Origin of the sequence: Streptomyces sp. NPDC058375, assembly GCF_042723425.1 — a bacterium.
GTDB classification, from domain to species: Bacteria; Actinomycetota; Actinomycetes; order Streptomycetales; family Streptomycetaceae; genus Streptomyces; species Streptomyces durocortorensis.
Genome location: NZ_JBHXJG010000206.1, coordinates 1 through 13,218, shown reverse-complemented (window position 1 = coordinate 13,218; position 13,218 = coordinate 1). Strand labels below are relative to the sequence as shown.

At 73.9% G+C, this 13,218-nt stretch carries 16 protein-coding genes; 9 read left to right on the top strand and 7 right to left on the bottom strand.

The annotated features are described in order from the left end of the window. Positions 1–64 precede the first annotated feature (64 nt). The 3 genes from ACFWM7_RS26625 (at position 65) to ACFWM7_RS26615 (ending at position 2,321) form a co-directional block, all read left to right on the top strand. Positions 65–730, top strand: a complete 666-nt coding sequence (locus ACFWM7_RS26625) for a nucleoside deaminase (RefSeq protein WP_383264915.1) — start codon at positions 65–67, stop codon at positions 728–730. A 72-nt stretch (positions 731–802) separates the two neighbouring features. After that, positions 803–1,456: a GNAT family N-acetyltransferase gene (locus ACFWM7_RS26620; RefSeq protein WP_383264913.1), complete on the top strand. Its 654-nt coding sequence runs from the start codon at positions 803–805 to the stop codon at positions 1,454–1,456. Positions 1,457–1,511: 55 nt separating this feature from the next. Next, positions 1,512–2,321 carry an inositol monophosphatase family protein gene (locus ACFWM7_RS26615; RefSeq protein ID WP_383264910.1) on the top strand — a complete coding sequence of 270 codons (810 nt, stop codon included), beginning with the start codon at positions 1,512–1,514 and terminating at the stop codon, positions 2,319–2,321. A 30-nt stretch (positions 2,322–2,351) separates the two neighbouring features. On the opposite strand, the gene ACFWM7_RS26610 is transcribed toward ACFWM7_RS26615, so the two are convergent. Further along, a complete protein-coding gene (locus tag ACFWM7_RS26610; RefSeq protein ID WP_383264908.1) occupies positions 2,352–2,975 on the bottom strand; it encodes a histidine phosphatase family protein in 624 nt (207 codons plus the stop codon). A 419-nt stretch (positions 2,976–3,394) separates the two neighbouring features. Here ACFWM7_RS26610 and ACFWM7_RS26605 point away from each other — a divergent pair, with 419 nt between their 5' ends. From ACFWM7_RS26605 to ACFWM7_RS26590, 4 genes are all read left to right on the top strand, one after another. Beyond that, positions 3,395–3,613: a hypothetical protein gene (locus ACFWM7_RS26605; RefSeq protein WP_205081452.1), complete on the top strand. Its 219-nt coding sequence runs from the start codon at positions 3,395–3,397 to the stop codon at positions 3,611–3,613. Between the two features lie 4 nt (positions 3,614–3,617). Then, positions 3,618–3,971, top strand: coding sequence for a hypothetical protein (locus ACFWM7_RS26600; protein WP_383264905.1), 354 nt, complete (start codon positions 3,618–3,620; stop codon positions 3,969–3,971). Positions 3,972–4,108: 137 nt separating this feature from the next. Next, complete coding sequence (locus tag ACFWM7_RS26595) at positions 4,109–4,573, top strand: hypothetical protein (RefSeq protein WP_383264903.1); 465 nt, start codon at positions 4,109–4,111, stop codon at positions 4,571–4,573. A gap of 99 nt (positions 4,574–4,672) precedes the next feature. Continuing rightward, entirely contained in the window at positions 4,673–4,894 is a 222-nt protein-coding gene (locus ACFWM7_RS26590; RefSeq protein ID WP_205081455.1) for a DUF2277 domain-containing protein, read from the top strand. Between the two features lie 72 nt (positions 4,895–4,966). On the opposite strand, the gene ACFWM7_RS26585 is transcribed toward ACFWM7_RS26590, so the two are convergent. Next, positions 4,967–5,812, bottom strand: coding sequence for a DedA family protein (locus tag ACFWM7_RS26585; protein ID WP_383264900.1), 846 nt, complete (start codon positions 5,810–5,812; stop codon positions 4,967–4,969). 323 nt (positions 5,813–6,135) lie between these two features. Between ACFWM7_RS26585 and ACFWM7_RS26580 the strand changes: the two genes are divergently transcribed. Then, positions 6,136–6,816: a superoxide dismutase family protein gene (locus tag ACFWM7_RS26580; RefSeq protein WP_383264898.1), complete on the top strand. Its 681-nt coding sequence runs from the start codon at positions 6,136–6,138 to the stop codon at positions 6,814–6,816. 200 nt (positions 6,817–7,016) lie between these two features. Here the strand turns inward: ACFWM7_RS26580 and ACFWM7_RS26575 are convergent, their stop codons facing one another. The 3 genes from ACFWM7_RS26575 to ACFWM7_RS26565 form a co-directional block, all read right to left on the bottom strand. Next, entirely contained in the window at positions 7,017–7,466 is a 450-nt protein-coding gene (locus ACFWM7_RS26575; protein ID WP_383264895.1) for a DoxX family protein, read from the bottom strand. 114 nt (positions 7,467–7,580) lie between these two features. Further along, entirely contained in the window at positions 7,581–9,323 is a 1,743-nt protein-coding gene (locus ACFWM7_RS26570; RefSeq protein ID WP_383264893.1) for an alkaline phosphatase D family protein, read from the bottom strand. 103 nt (positions 9,324–9,426) lie between these two features. Then, entirely contained in the window at positions 9,427–10,071 is a 645-nt protein-coding gene (locus ACFWM7_RS26565; protein WP_383264890.1) for an HNH endonuclease family protein, read from the bottom strand. A gap of 386 nt (positions 10,072–10,457) precedes the next feature. Between ACFWM7_RS26565 and ACFWM7_RS26560 the strand changes: the two genes are divergently transcribed. Continuing rightward, entirely contained in the window at positions 10,458–11,192 is a 735-nt protein-coding gene (locus ACFWM7_RS26560) for an ABC transporter permease (RefSeq protein WP_383264887.1), read from the top strand. A gap of 114 nt (positions 11,193–11,306) precedes the next feature. Here the strand turns inward: ACFWM7_RS26560 and ACFWM7_RS26555 are convergent, their stop codons facing one another. Continuing rightward, entirely contained in the window at positions 11,307–11,969 is a 663-nt protein-coding gene (locus tag ACFWM7_RS26555; RefSeq protein WP_383264884.1) for an HAD-IA family hydrolase, read from the bottom strand. 223 nt (positions 11,970–12,192) lie between these two features. Continuing rightward, a partial coding sequence (locus ACFWM7_RS26550; RefSeq protein ID WP_383264881.1) for a peptidoglycan-binding protein occupies positions 12,193–13,218 on the bottom strand: 1,026 nt, incomplete at its 5' end.

The following is a 13,218-nucleotide window of genomic DNA, read 5'->3' as shown; positions in this document are numbered from 1 at the left end:
GATCATGGTCGGGGGGCTTCGTCGTCCCTCCCTGCCCTGTTGTCCTGAGGCCTACCCTGAGCCGGTGCGCAACGAGAGAGACGACGAGGACTTCGACAATGCCTGGGCCGCGGCGCCCGAAGCCGTGCGGCGCAGCCTGGAGCTTGCCTACGCGGCGCTGAGGGCCGGTGGGCTCGCCGTGGGCGCCGTGCTGGTCGACCCGGCCGGGGCGGTGCTGGCGGAGGGGCGGGACCAGGCCTACGACACCGGGCCCGGAGACGGCCCGTTGCGTGGTACGCCGCTGGCCCACGCCGAGTTGAACGTGCTGGGCCTCGCCCGTACCGCATGGGATCTGGGCACCACGACGCTCTGGAGCACCCAGGAGCCCTGCTCGATGTGCTCGGCCGCGGTGTCGTTCACCGGAGTCGGGGCCGTGCGCTGTCTCGCGCCCGATCCCTGGGCCCTGGCCACCGGGAATGAGGGCTCCTCCCGGGGTACGTGCGAGACCGGGAGCCCGTGGCTGGTCGCGGCCAACGTGATGTTCCTGAAGAGCGTCTCGGAGGCCGGCGACGGTGGGGAGGAGCCGGCCACGCTGTCGCGCAACCGCCTGCTGGAACCGGAGACGGTCCGCCTGCACGACGGCCTGCCTTCCGGACTGCCCTCTTCCCCTTCGGCCCGGGCATGGCTGTCGGTGGAATGGCCGGGGATCATCGAGGCGGCGGCCGCGCGCCGACTGCGTACCGGGGGATGAAACGGTCCGTGCCGCGTGGTGACGCGGCGGGACGGCGGGCGGACCGAACGACGAGGAACACGGGGGCGGTTCATGGGGCAGACACTGGCGGAGATCCTGGACGGGGCGGCGTGCGGGCGGTTTCCGGAGGCCGATGGGGGGACGACCGTGGTTGCCGCGCCGAGTGGTCGGGATCAGGGGGTGATCGCTTTTACCGCGCACTCGGTCGTGTTCACGGACGAGGATCCCGCGTGGGTCCATACGACGCTCGCCGCCCTGGACTGTGACGCGTTGGCCGCGACGATGCATCCGCGCTTCCTGACCGCCTTCCTGGAACGCACCGGCCGGACCACCGACACGATCGACCTCCTGACCGTGGCGTCCTCGCTGCCCGGTGCGCCTGGACTGGAGCTGCGGGAGGTCACCGATCCCGTCCACCCGCGGGTGATGAGTGCCCGTCGTCGGCGGGACGGTGTGCGGATGTGGGAGGCCGACGGGGGAGTGCTGGTGCTCGGGCGCGGCGTGGCCGGTCGTTGGGAGGTGGCCGTCGAGCTGGACGAGGACGCCCGGCACCGGGGACTGGGCCGAGCCCTCGCCACCGCCGCGCGGCACCTGGTGCCCCCGGGCGAACCGCTCTGGTCGCAGCAGGCCGCGGGCAACGCCCGCAGCATCCGGGCGTTCCAGGCCGCCGGATTCCGGCCGGTCGGCTCGGAGGCGCTGCTGCTCGGCCCCCGGGAGGGGGCGTGACGGCTGGGCCGGATTCCCCGTACGGCCACAGCGGCCTCCCGCTGGCCTGCTTGGCATGATCGACTCGCTCGAGAATCCGACGGACACCGAGGTGGCGGCAGCCGCGGCGCTGGCCGGGGCGGAGGTCGTGCGGGCCCGGTACGGGCGGCTCCACTCCCGTATCGACAACGGCTCCGGGGACTTCGCCACCGACGCCGGCCTCGCCGCCGAGGAGGCGATCCTCGGCGTCATCCGTGCCGCCCGGCCCGGGGACGCGGTGCACGGCGAGGAGGGCGGCCGGCGAGGAGCTGTCGGTGCGGAGCGGGAGTGGTTGGTGGACCCCTTGTGCGGGACGCTCAACTACGTCGTCGGTTCCCAACTCGTCGCCGTCTACGTGGCGTTGCGCAACGGCCCGGCCGCCGTGACCGATCCGTTCAGCGGCGAGGTCTTCCTCACCGACGGGGAGACCGCCCGGGTCCGGCGTGGCACGTCCGGCGACGAGCGGCGGTTGGCGCCCACGGCGGACACCCGGCTGGTGGACGTGAACCTCGATCCGCCCTTCCCGGGCGCTCCCGGATTCCGGGCCGTCGACCTGCTCGCCCACCCCGGGTTCGTCGAGAATTTCCGCCCGCGCGTCGTCTCCACGTCGCTGGCGCCGGCCTGGGTCGCGGCGGGCAGGCGGGCCGCCTACGTCACTGACGGCGACCTGAGCGGGAGCGTGCACTTCGCCGCCGGGATCGCCCTGTGCCGCGCCGCCGGCTGCGTCGTCACCGGGGTCGACGGTCGCCCGGTCGGACGGGGCGGCCGGGGGCTCGTCGTGGCCCCGGACGCCCGGACGCACGAGCTGCTCATGTCGATGATCGGCGGTCCCCCGGGCAGCGACTGAGCCCTGCCCGGGGCCGACGCGCGTCTCCTCTCAGACGTGCAGCTCGGGCGGGAAGCCGGTCCAGCGGAGTTCGGCCGGCAGATGGCCGGTGTCGTTGTACAGGAGGAGGGCCGGGGGACGGCCGGGTGCATAACGGATGACGGTGAGCCCGGCGTTGGTGTGGTTGAGGCCCAGCCAACGCGATTTCGGTGCGTCCAGTGCGGCCCGGACCAGCCAGCCGACGAGGAAGTTGTGGGTGACGAGGAGTTCATGGCGGGGCTCGTCGCCCTCGACCGTTCCCGTGAACCGTGCGAGCGCCTTCTCCGCCAGCCCGGGGCCCAGCTCGCGCTCCGCCGCCGGGAAGCCTGCCAGCCGGGCGAGCGTCTCGTCGGCCGACTCCGCCGGCAGCTCCTCCCGCGGCGGTATGTACGGGATGTAGTCGCCGGCCGGTTCGGACCGCAGCAGGGGAACCCCCGGCAGCTGCTCACCTATCAGCCGCGCCGTCTGCTCGGCGCGGGCGAGCGGGCCGTGGTGGATCGCCGTGATCGGGGCCTCGCGCAGCCGCTCCCCGAGCAGAGCGGCCTGGCGGCGTCCGTCGTCCGTCAGCGTGCTCTCGTCGACGGATGCCTCACCGTGCCGGGTCACGTACAGATAGCGGGCAGCCGTTGCCGTCATGGGCGGGTCCTCCGTCGCGGTTCATGATCGTAGAGACGCCTGCGGGGACGCCGGACCGCGCTCGGGCGGTTCCGTGGAGGAGGGGGGCGGCCTTGGTCCCGGAGGTGCTCGGAGCCTGCCTCCCGGGCATGAGCGGGGTCCGTCTGCCGGGCGTGAGCGTGCCTGCTCCCGGGCGTGAGCGTGCCCGTCTCCTGGCCGTGAGGGTGGCCTGCCTCCCGGGCATGAGCGGGGTCCGTCTGCCGGGCGTGAGCGTGCCCGCCTCCGGGGCGTGAGCGTGCCCGCCTCCTGGTCGTGAGGGTGGCCTGCCTCCCGGGCATGAGCGGGATCCGTCTGCCGGGCGGGAGCGTGCCTGCCTCCCGGGCGTGAGCGTGCCCGCCTCCCGGGATGCGCGGGGGCAGCGCTCGGGGCACCGTGGAGGCATGGCCGAGCACCCGCCCGTGATCGTCTATCCGCCCTCCGCGACGGGAGGGCGGCGGGTCACCGTGCACGGGCAGATCGTGGGCCTGGCCCACGGGCGGGGTGAAGTGGCCGCGCTGTTGCGGGCCGCGGGGTTCGCCCCTGGTCCCGACCAAGTCGTCGAGCTGGACCGGCCCGGGCTGATCGAATGGCGCGGCGGCGACCTCGACACCTGGGGGTGATCCCGTGAGACGTCGTCGAACGGTACGGGAGAGCGCCTCGATCGAGCCGCCGCCCGGCTACTACATCGCCGGGGTCACCGGGCGCGAGCCCCCCGAGGCGGCGCAGCGGGCGCTGATCCTGGACTGGGTCGTGAGCCGGCGCATCGCGAGCGGCTGGCGCGTCGAGTCCCGCTCCGGGAGCCAGGTGGTACTCGTGCGCGGGCAGCCGGTGAACCATGCGCTGCACGCCTTCCTCACCGTCTTCTCGTGCCTGGCGTGGGGGATCGTGTGGGCCGGCGTCGCCCTGGTCAACCGCGTCGAACGGGTGGCGCTCACCGTCGACGCCCAGGGGCGCATCGTCACGGTCAGCGCGCCGTGACACCTCACCCGAACGGGTGTGTCCGGGTGGCTGTGCCCGGAGGCCGCGAGGAACGTCGGAGCTGATCTGCACGCACCACCAGGGCAGGTCAGCAGGGACAACAGGCGCCCGGCGCCTGTTCCGGCCAAGGAGTCCTCATGTCGCAGCCCAGCGCACCCACACCCGGCGCCTCGCGCCCCGCCGGCCCCCGTCCGGACGGCGACCCCGGCAGCCCGTGGGCGGCCGGGGGAGCGGTGTTCGCCGGTGTCCTGCTCTTCGTGGACGGTGTCCTCGGAGTGTTGAAGGGCATCGCCGGGATCGCCTCCAACGACGTGTACACGTCGATCAACGACTACGTCTTCAAGTTCAGCGTGAACTCCTGGGGCTGGATCCACCTCGTCCTCGGCGTGATCCTCATCCTGGTCGGCTGGGGCATCCTCTCGGGTGCCGCCTGGGCCCGCGGCGCGGGCATCGCCCTCGCGGCGCTGAACCTCGTCGCCAACTTCATATGGCTCCCGTACACGCCGGTCTGGGCCGTCGTCACCATCGCCATCGACGTCTTCGTCATCTGGGCCCTGTGCACGGACCGGTCCACCACGAGCGACCGGGCGCGGAGCGCCTGAATCCGTCCGGGCGGGGGGCGGCGGCGGGGTGGGGCCGCGCAACCGGCGGAACCGAGGCGACGGGTGTCCGTTGTCAGTGGGGCGGTCCACACTGGAGTCATGTGCCGCAGCATCAAGACGCTCCGCCCGCCCGCTCTCCCCGAAGAGGCCACCGAGGAGGACATGAGGGCCGCCGCCCTTCAGTACGTACGCAAGGTCTCCGGGTTCCGCGCGCCCGCCGCGCACAACCGGGAGGTGTTCGACCAGGCCGTCGACGAGATCACCGCGGCGACGATGAAGCTGCTCGACGGCCTGGAGATACGGGGCGCGGCCCGGAGCTGAGCCCGCCGCCCGGAGCTGAGGCCGCCGCACGGACGGCCGGGCCTTCGCCGGTGCGCCGGTGCGCCCCTTCGCTCAGGGGGCGGCCGGGGCGGGCGCGGACACCGGTCCCGGCCCGCTCGGGGGCGTCGTCGGTGCCGTGGTTGCGGATGCGGATGCGGTCGCGGATGCGGCTCCGGCTCCGTAGCCCCATTCCGGTCCTGGTCCCGCGACCGGTCCCGGTCCTGGTTCCGCGACCGGTCCCGGTCCTGGTTCCGATTCCTGGCGCAGGGCTTCGGCCCCCGCCTTCGTCTTCGCCGTCCGCGTAGCCGGGCGCTTCACCACGAACGCGGCCAGCGCGCCCGCCACGAACAGCGCCAGGACCGAAACAGCCGTGCCGAACCACGTCGAGCCCAGCCACCGGCCGCCGAAGTAGCCGAGCCCCACGCTGTAACCGGCCCAGGCCAGGCCCGCCAGCGCGGACCAGGGGAGGAAGTCCCGCTTCCTGCGGTGGGCCGCGCCCGCGCCGAACGAGACCACGGATCGGCCCGCCGGAGCGAACCGGGCGATGATCACCAGCGCCCCGCCGCCCCGGCTCAGTGCCGCGCCGAGACGTTCCTGCGCGGTGGTCAGCCGCCGGGACCGGGCGATGGCCCGGTCCAGCCGGTCGCCCCCGCGCCAGGCGAGCCGGTACGCGACGAGGTCGCCGAGTACCGACGCGGTGGCCGCGCACAGGATCAGCACGACGAGCGAGGGGACCTGCCCGCCGGTGCCTTCGTCGGCGCCGCTGACGGTGGTGGAGCCCGCTGCCGCCGCCGTGGCGGCCGTGATGACGAGGACACCGCTGGGCAGCAGGGGCAGGAAGACGTCCAGGAGAACGGAGACGGCGACCACCACGTAGATCCATGGACTGCTGGTCAGCGCGGCCACACTCTCCAACACCGTCTACTACTCCCCGATCGTGTCGACGCCGCGACGGTCGCAGGGGAGCGGCAGGGGCGGCAGGTTCAGCTGTACAGCGTACGCGTGGGGGTTCTCCGGAGATGGGCCAGGGCGGGTGATGTTGTGCAGGTCACGTACACCTGGCGGCCTTGTGCCCGTTAGGCGTGGAGAACGACCAAGGCACGAGCGAGGAGCAGCGCATGACGGCATGGATGGTACGGACGGGACAGGGTCCGGCGCACCCGAATTCGGGGCGGCGGGGTACGGAGGGACATGAGGGCGGCCCGTTGTCGCGGGGCCGGGGGATCCCACGGATCCCGGGCGTGCTGGCGGGCGCGGCGGCCCTGCTGACGCTGGCCTGCGGCGTGGGTGTCGCCCAGGGGGCGGACGCGGGTACGGATACGGGGGCGGGCGGCGGCGTGTCCGACACCCCCGGTGGCCACGGCGCACACAGCGCGCACGGCGCTCCTGCGGCGGGGCCCGCGACGCAGGGGCCGGGCGGTGGTGGAGACCCGAGCCGCGCCGACGATGCCGCCGCCGCGGGCGGCAGCTCGTGGATGCGGGCCGCGGGGGTGTTCTCCCCACCCGGTTCGTTCGTCCGGTCCGACGCGCTGACGTACGACACGCGGCTGGTGCCGGCGGGTGCGCGGATCGAGATCACGCAGTTCACGGACCCGTCCGGCACCCGGGTCGGGGCGCGGCTGCGGGGCCTCGTGCCCGGTCGCGCGTACGGGATGCACGTGCACACCTCGCCCTGCGGCGCCGATCCCGCCGCCGCGGGCCCCCACTACCAGCACCGCCCGGCGGCGACCGCGGATCCGGTCAACGAGGTGTGGCTGGACTTCCGGACGGACGAGGACGGCGACGGCCGGGCGGAGGCCGTGCACGACTGGGGCTTCCGGGAGGACGGGGCGCGTTCGGTGATCATCCACGACCGGCAGGGCGGCGCGGGGGAGCGGGCGGCCTGCTTCACGGTGCCGTTCGGGCCCCCCGGGCGGGGGTGACGGGGACTTCACACCCTGAGTCGGATCACGTCGTACGGCGGTGTGCCCCGCTCCCTCCGCCGAACGGGGGGAGCGGGGCACCGCCGTCGTACCTTCCCGGCCTCGCCGCCGACGCCTCACCGCACGCCGGGTCGACGCGGGCACGCGGGGGTCCGGGGAGAGCCAGGAGGGGCCCGGGCGTGGGGGCGGCCGGTTGCCGGTCAGACCGGGACGGCCGGGGCCTTGTCCTGCCGGGTCGCGCCCTCGGCGGTGGCCGCCGTGCTTTGCGAGCCGAAGAGGCGGTCCAGGGCGACGGAACCCGGGCCGGTGAAGACCAGCAGCAGGAACGCCCAGCAGAACATCGCCGACGCCTCGCCGCCGTTCTGGATCGGCAGGAGCGCTTCCGGCTGGTGCACCTTGAAGTACGCGTAGGCCATCGAGCCGGAGGCGAGGAAGGCCGCGGCGCGGGTGCCGAGGCCGAGGGCGACCAGAGTTCCGCAGACCAGCTGGATCAGAGCGGCGTACCAGCCGGGCCAGGCGCCGCTCTCCGCCTGGTTGCCGCCGAGCACCCCGAAGAGGGTGGCGGCGCCGTGGAAGGCGAAGAGCAGGCCGACGACGAAGCGGAAGAGGCTGAGCACGTAGGGCTGTGCCTGGTTCAAGCGGATGAGCATGGGGGGTGGGCTCCTTCGGTCGTGGCGGGGACGTGAACCGACTGGGCGCTTCAGGTTAGGAAAACCTCACCAGTGCTTGCAACTTCAACATTCTGTCGGATGGCTGAAAATCGTCTAACTCTCACCGGTGAGTGAACGCTCAAGGACCGCTTCGAGCTGGGCCCCCTGCGTGCCTGCTTTGGCCTGTACCAATGTCAGCGCAGACTTCCGGCCAAGCAACGTGAGCGTCATGAGCTGGTTACCGAACCAGGGGCCCCCTGCCCTGCCCCAGGTCACCGGCGACGCTCCGGTACGGCCGTGGCGCGTCAGCATCCGGCCGATCCGCCGGCCCGCCCGGCTCCAGGCGAGGCGGAACCCCGTCCGGATCGTTCGGGGGATCGAGTTGTGCACGGGGGAGCAGGTCAGCTGGAGGATGCGGGACACCGGGGCGCCCCCGGGGCCGGGGCGGGATGAGGGACCGAGGTCGGATTCGGTCCCGGGGCGGGCGTCCGGCCACCGCGGTTCGGCGATGTAGGCGTGGTGCACATCGCCCGAGAGGACACATACCGTCGCCGGGGCGTCCGGGCCGCTCCCGGCCTCCCGCAGCAACTCCGTGAACCGGTCGAAGGATTCCGGGAAGGCGGCCCAGTGCTCCAGATCGGCGGCGCGGCGCACCTTCTCGCCGATCCGCGCCCAGCGGGGCCCGCGTACGCCCGCGCACAGGGCGGCGTTCCAGTGCTCCACGTCGTGGACGAGCGGGGGCAGCAGCCACGGCAGGGAGCTGCCGATGAGCAGATGGTCATACGAAGCGGGGTCGTCCAGGACCGCTTCCCGCAGCCAGTCGGCCTCGTCGGGGTCGAGCATCGCCCGTCGGTCCTCGGCCAGGACGCGGGCCGCGCGGGTGTCGACCATCACCAGTCGCACTCGGCCGAAAACACGTCGGTAGCTCCACCGGGTACGGGCGGGATCCGCGTCGGTCTCGGCGGCGAATCGGCGCAGCGCCTCGGTGCCGTCGGGCGAGGCCCTCACCGCCGCGTACACGGGGTCGGCGGCCAGCTCGGCGGGGGAGAGGTTGCCCAGATGCTGATGGACCCAGTACGACATCAGCCCGCTGACGATCCGTTCGTGCCACCAGGGCGTGCGGCGTATGTCCCGCTGCCAGGCGGCGCTGGTGTTCCAGTCGTCGATGACGTCGTGATCGTCGAAGATCATGCAGCTGGGAACCGTGGAGAGCAGCCAGCGGACCTCCGGGTCGCGCCACGATTCGTCGTAGAGGTAGGTGTACTCCTCGTAGTCCGCGATCTCCGCGCCCGGCGGCTCGCCCAGGTCCCGGCGGGCGGCGAGCCTGCGCCGGGTCGCCCCGGAGGTCTCGTCCGCGTACACCTGGTCGCCGAGGAGCAGCAGGACGTCGGGCCGCTCGGTCGCCGGGTCCGCGGCGAGGCGTGCGGCCAGGGTGACCAGGGCGTCCGGCCCCACGGGGTCGTGCCCGCCGCCGGGGGCGGCCGCCCAGCGGCACGACCCGAAGGAGATCCGTACGGGGGCAGGCGTCGCCCCGGCGCCCTCCGCCGCGCCTGCCGGCTTCGCCGCCGATGGCGTGGTGATGGTGCTCGGCGGGAGCCGGGTGTCGTCGGGCGGCCAGACGCGCCGGGAGCCGATCAGCACCTCGTACGCCGTCGTCGAACCGGGGGTCAGCCCCGTCACCACGACCAGGGCGTAGTGATGCCCGGCCACCGCGAAGGTGGGCGACTCCCCCGAGGCGCCGTCCGCGCACCGGACCTCCACGGTGCACGGACGGCTCGCCTCGACCCAGACGGTCGCGGCTGTCCCGGACTCCCAGTCGACGTACCGCAGCAGTGGTCCCAGGCGCAGCCCGGCCATGTCTTGTCTCCTCGCGACGCCGGTACGGATCGGCTCCGTAACGTACAGAACGCGGGGGGGAGGACGCACGGGGTCAGGCGGCGCCGGCGGGCCCGCAGCGGGGTCAGCAGCCGTTCAGGGCCGACTGCAGGGCGCTCTTCTCGGCGGAGTCCACGGTCAGGTTGTAGTGCTTCTTGACGTGGACCCAGGCGCGGACATAGGTGCACTTGTACGAGGAGCTCGGCGGCATCCACTCGGCCGGGTCCTTGTCGCCCTTGGACTGGTTCACGTTGTCGGTGACCGCGATGAGCTGGGGGCGGGTCAGGTCGTTGGCGAACGACTGGCGCTGGGCGGTGGTCCAGCCGCTCGCGCCGGAGCGCCAGGCCTCGGCGAGCGGCACCATGTGGTCGATGTCCACGTCGGACGCGGCGCTCCAGGTGGCGCCGTCGTAGGTCGAGTGCCAACTGCCGCTGGTCGCCTGGCAGGAGGAGTTCTGCTGGACGTTCGTGCCGTCGCGCTTGAGGACGACCTCGCGGGTGTCGCAGGCGCCCGACTGGGTGATCCAGTGCGGGAACTTGTCCCGGCTGTAACCGCTGGACGAGCCCTCCGCGCCGACGGTGAGCTGGCCGAGGTAGGTGCGTGCGGTCGCCGCGCTGACCGGGGTGGGCATGGCGGCCTGCGCGCTCGGTGCGGTGAACAGCGCGGACGTGGCGGCGAGTGCGGCGGTTGCGGCGACGACGGAGAGGCGACGCGCGTAGACACCGGACATGCGAACTCCCTTGGTGTGGGGGGTGCTTGGGCGGGCGATGGGCGGGCGGGGTGGGCGGTGGCGAGTGGCGTTGGGCGGGGCCCGGCCATGGTGGCGACGCCAGGTTTCCGTGGGGTGGGCGTCAGGTAACAGAGTGGCGACATGTGCACGTCACATCAAGGGGTGTGCAAGGGGAGTGACGGGTCGCGGGAGCGCGTGGGTCCGTCATGGAGGGTTTGTCCGGGGGGTGTTGGGTGCCTGCCGGGGGCTCGGGGGCGCTCGGGCTCGCGGTCGCGCCCCCTTTCGGGGGGCTGGGGTGCTGAGGGGATGACCCGGCGGCCCGGCGGCCTGGTGACCCGGCGGCCTGGGGGAGTCGGGCGGCGGGGGCTCGGCTCTATCGTGGCCGCGTGCTGCTTCCGGTCTCCGTCACCCTCGGCGTCGTCCTCGCCGTCCTGCTGGTCCTCACCGCCGCCGTCGCCGCGTGGGCCTCACTCGGCCGGTCGTGCGAGATCCTCGTCGCCGGGGTGCGCGCGGCGGCCCAACTCGCCGCCGTCTCCCTGCTCATCGGCTGGGTCGTACGGTCCCTGGCGCCGCTTCTCGGGTTCGTGGCGCTGATGTTCGCCGTGGCGGTGTGGACCGCCGGCCGCCGCATCACCGGCAATCGCACCTGGCGCTGGGCGGTCGTGCCGGTCGGCGCGGGTGTCCTGCCCGTCGTGGGGGCGCTGCTGCTCACGGGGCTCGTGCCGGTCCGGGGCCTGGCGCTCATTCCGGTGGCGGGCATCCTCATCGGCGGGGCGCTCACCGCGACCGTACTCAGCGGGCGGCGCGCCCTCGACGAACTCACCGCCCGGCGTGGGGAGGTGGAGGCGGGCATGGCCCTCGGGCTGCTCGACCGGGACGCCCGGCTGGAGATCGTGCGGCCGGCGGCGTCGGACGCGTTGCTGCCCGGGCTCGACCAGACCCGCACGGTCGGGCTTGTCACCCTGCCGGGGGCGTTCGTGGGCATGCTGCTGGGCGGCGCCTCACCCGTGGAGGCGGGCGCCGTCCAGCTGTTCGTCCTGGTGGCGCTGATGGCCGTCCAGGTGGTGGCCGTCGCGGTGGTCCTGGAGCTGGTCGCGCGCGGGCTGTTGCACCGGGACTGAGCCAGCGCCGGGCCCGGGCTCGGGAGCGCGGGAGGGCCGGGGCCTGGAAGTGGAGTGCGGGAGGGCCGCGCCCGGGCTCGGGGGTGCGGGAGGGCCGGGCCGGGAGGGGGCGCCTCAGGCCTCGTCGATGTGCAGGCGGATCGAGCCGTCCTCGGCCGCCTCCACGCGCACCTGCGTCAGATCCATGACATGGGCGTCCGGCGCCAGAGCCACCGCGCGCGGGCCGACGCCCACGACGCGCATGCCCGCAGCCCGGCCCGCCGCGATGCCCGCCTCGGAGTCCTCGAACACGATGCAGTCCGCCGCGTCGAAGCCCAGCTCCGCCGCGCCCTTGAGGAAGCCCTCGGGATCCGGCTTGCTGGCGCCGACCTGCTCGGCGGTGACGCGGACGGCGGGCATCGGCAGCGCGGCCGCACCCATCCGGGCCGTCGCGAGCGCGGTGTCGGCGGAGGTCACCAGCGCGTGCGGCAGCTCGGCGATCGCGGCCATGAACGCGGGCGCCCCGCCGATCGGCACGACACCCTCGACGTCGGCGGTCTCCTCGGCCAGCATCACCCGGTTGTCCGCGTAGTTCTCCTCCACCGGGCGGTCCGGCAGCAGGACGGCCATCGTGGCGTACCCCTGACGGCCGTGCACCACCTTGAGCGCGGCCTCGGGGTCCAGCCCGTGCTTGATCGCCCAGCGCCGCCAGCAGCGCTCCACCACCGCGTCGGAGTTCACGAGGGTGCCGTCCATGTCGAGCAGGAGGGCGTGTGCGGTGAGGACGGTGGCCGGCATCGGCTGCTCCATAAACGCGGGGAGGTGTGCGAACCGCCCGGGCGCGCGTGCCGCGGGGCGGGACCAGAGCAACCCCCGCCCGCCGGTCAGGGAGTGCGGGCGGGAGTTACTTTGTTCCATCACGATACAAAAACCGGGAGGGGAACGCCAATCCCTCCGCCTCCGGCCTTCCCCTACGCCCCCGCCCTTTCTCTGCTCCCCGCTCTCCGCCGGGCGTCCGGGCTCAGTGGCGTCCGTGTCCGCTGGTCTCCGCCTCCAGTGCGCGCCGGGTGTTCGGCCCGTACACGCCCATCGGATCGCCCTGGATCGCCTTGTACGACTGGTAGATCGCCACCGCGTTCTCCACCCGTTCGTCGTAGTTCCCGTCGGACGGTCCCGAGTAGAGCCACACCTCCCTGAGCCGGTTCTGCAGCTCGCCGACCTCCGGGCCGCGGTCGCCCGGTCGCAGCGAAGGCCCGGCGAACTCCGCGGGCGGGGCGGCGGACTGCGAGGACGTGGGCGCGCCGCCGTCCGGGGTGGGCGCCGTGCTCGCCGTCGGCGACGCGGACGCGGTGGCGGTCGGCGTGGGCTCGCTGCTCTTCGTCGGCGAGGCGGACGCGGAGGGCGAGGCCGTCGGTGTCGCCGAGCGGGAGGGCGTACGGGACGGAGCGGCCGACGAGGAAGGGGGCGGGGCCACCGACGCGGCCGGTTCGTCCTCGGCGTCCGGCACGCTCGTGGTGGCCTCCGGCAGCGCCTCGTCCCTGCTGTCGTCGCCGCCGAACAGCCCGCCGGCGAAAGCCGCCGTGCCGACCACCGCGGCCACGGCCGCCCCGACGGCGATGGCCCCGAAGGGACGCCTGCGGCGCGGCTGCACGGGGTCGGGGGCGAAGGCGGGGCTTGCTGCGGCGGACCGCCTGCGGTTGCGGTCTCCGCTTCCGGCGGGTGCGGCGTACGCACCGGTGGCGGCGCCCGCGCCCGGGCCTGCACCCGTACCCGTATCCGGGCCTGCACCCGTACCCCTACCCGTACCCGGGCCTTCACCCGTACCCGTACCCGGGCCTTCACCCGTACCCGTACCCGGGCCTTCACCCGTACCCATGCCCGTACGCGTACCCGTCCCCGTGCCCGTACCGACGTCCGAGCCGTCGCCGCCCAGGAACAGCGGCATCGTGGTGGCCGCCGCGCCCGGAACGTCGGACCCGTGCCGCTCGGCCCCGGAAGCCTCGCCCGCCCGCGGACCGGGCTGCGCGCCCTCCGGCGTACCGGAGGG

Bases quoted from the DNA above. Each gene is read 5' to 3' on its own strand.
- ACFWM7_RS26620 (WP_383264913.1), top strand. From the start codon at position 803: ATGGGGCAGACACTGGCGGAGATCCTGGACGGGGCGGCGTGCGGGCGG.
- ACFWM7_RS26615 (WP_383264910.1), top strand. From the start codon at position 1,512: ATGATCGACTCGCTCGAGAATCCGACGGACACCGAGGTGGCGGCAGCC.
- ACFWM7_RS26610 (WP_383264908.1), bottom strand. From the start codon at position 2,975: ATGACGGCAACGGCTGCCCGCTATCTGTACGTGACCCGGCACGGTGAG.
- ACFWM7_RS26605 (WP_205081452.1), top strand. From the start codon at position 3,395: ATGGCCGAGCACCCGCCCGTGATCGTCTATCCGCCCTCCGCGACGGGA.
- ACFWM7_RS26595 (WP_383264903.1), top strand. From the start codon at position 4,109: ATGTCGCAGCCCAGCGCACCCACACCCGGCGCCTCGCGCCCCGCCGGC.
- ACFWM7_RS26590 (WP_205081455.1), top strand. From the start codon at position 4,673: ATGTGCCGCAGCATCAAGACGCTCCGCCCGCCCGCTCTCCCCGAAGAG.
- ACFWM7_RS26575 (WP_383264895.1), bottom strand. From the start codon at position 7,466: ATGCTCATCCGCTTGAACCAGGCACAGCCCTACGTGCTCAGCCTCTTC.
- ACFWM7_RS26570 (WP_383264893.1), bottom strand. From the start codon at position 9,323: ATGGCCGGGCTGCGCCTGGGACCACTGCTGCGGTACGTCGACTGGGAG.
- ACFWM7_RS26565 (WP_383264890.1), bottom strand. From the start codon at position 10,071: ATGTCCGGTGTCTACGCGCGTCGCCTCTCCGTCGTCGCCGCAACCGCC.
- ACFWM7_RS26555 (WP_383264884.1), bottom strand. From the start codon at position 11,969: ATGCCGGCCACCGTCCTCACCGCACACGCCCTCCTGCTCGACATGGAC.